Raw genomic sequence first — 1,247 nt, forward strand, 5'->3', positions numbered from 1 at the left:
TGAAAGCTACCCCAAAATCCGGAGTGCTCTAAAATGGGAAAATGAGTAACTTTAAATTTTGGGACAATGAAAAAAAGCAAGTTTACAGAGAGCCAGATCATCGGGATGATCCGGCAGTACGAGAAGGGGGTCAAAGTGGCCGACATCTGCCGCGAGCACGGCATCAGCCAAGGGACCTTCTACAACTGGAAGGGCAGGTATGCCGGGATGGACGCGAGCCGACTGAAGCGGCTCAAGGAGCTCGAGGCCGAAGTGGCCCAGTACAAGAAGATGTACGCCGAGGCGTGCCTGGACAACCGTGTGCTGAAGGACGTGATCGAAAAAAAGCTCTGAGGCCCGCCGCCAAGCGCGAACTGGTGTCCTACGCCCATAAGCGGCACGGGATACCGAAGCGGCGGGCCTGCAAGCTGTTCGGGATACGGGAATCGGTATATTATTACGTGCCCCGTCCGAGGGACGACGGGGAGGTCCGGGAGGCCCTGGCCGAACTGGCCGAGACCAACACCCGGTGGGGCTTCTGGATGATGCACCACCGCCTGAGGGATCTGGGCCACGGATGGAACCACAAGAAGGTATACCGGATCTATACCGAGATGGGCCTGAACCTGAGAAGGAAGTATAAACGAAGATTGCCGTCCAGGGTCAAGGAGCCGCTGGTGCAGCCGCTCTACCCGAACCTGACCTGGAGCATGGACTTCATGCAGGACGCCATCCAAGGCGGGATACCGTTCCGCTCGTTCAACGTGATCGACGACTTCAACCGCGAGGCCCTGAACATCACCATCGACCGCAGCATCAACGGCAAAAGGGTCGTGCGCGAACTCGACAGACTTATCGAGTGGAGGGGAAGACCGCAGCGCCTGCGGGTGGACAACGGCCCTGAGTTCGTCGCCCAGGCCTTGACGGACTGGTGCGGTAACAACGGCATCGAACTCAAGTTCATCCAGAAGGGCAAACCATCGCAGAACGGCTACGTGGAGCGCTTCAACCGTACCTACCGTACCGAGGTGCTGGACTGCTACTGCTTCGAAACGATCCAACAGGCCAGATTGATGACCTCGGCCTGGATGTGGATGTACAACAACGAGCGGCCCCACAGCTCGCTGGCCTACAACCCGCCGACACGCTTCGCATTGAAATATGGATATCTCAAAAAAGAGATACCCACATTTCAACACGACATGAACATCAACAACAATGATTGGAAATCCCTAGTTTTGAATACTACGAAGACAGGGTAGCTTTCA

Annotated in this window: 1 pseudogene; it reads left to right on the top strand. The window is 56.3% G+C overall.

Annotation, left to right across the window (positions count from 1 at the left end):
* Positions 1-66 precede the first annotated feature (66 nt).
* A pseudogene (locus ACKWCC_RS19320) lies at positions 67-1,133 on the top strand (IS3 family transposase); the annotation flags it as partial.
* Positions 1,134-1,247: the final 114 nt, after the last annotated feature.

Source organism: Maribacter aquimarinus (genome assembly GCF_047345505.1).
In the GTDB taxonomy this organism is placed as follows: domain Bacteria; phylum Bacteroidota; class Bacteroidia; order Flavobacteriales; family Flavobacteriaceae; genus Maribacter.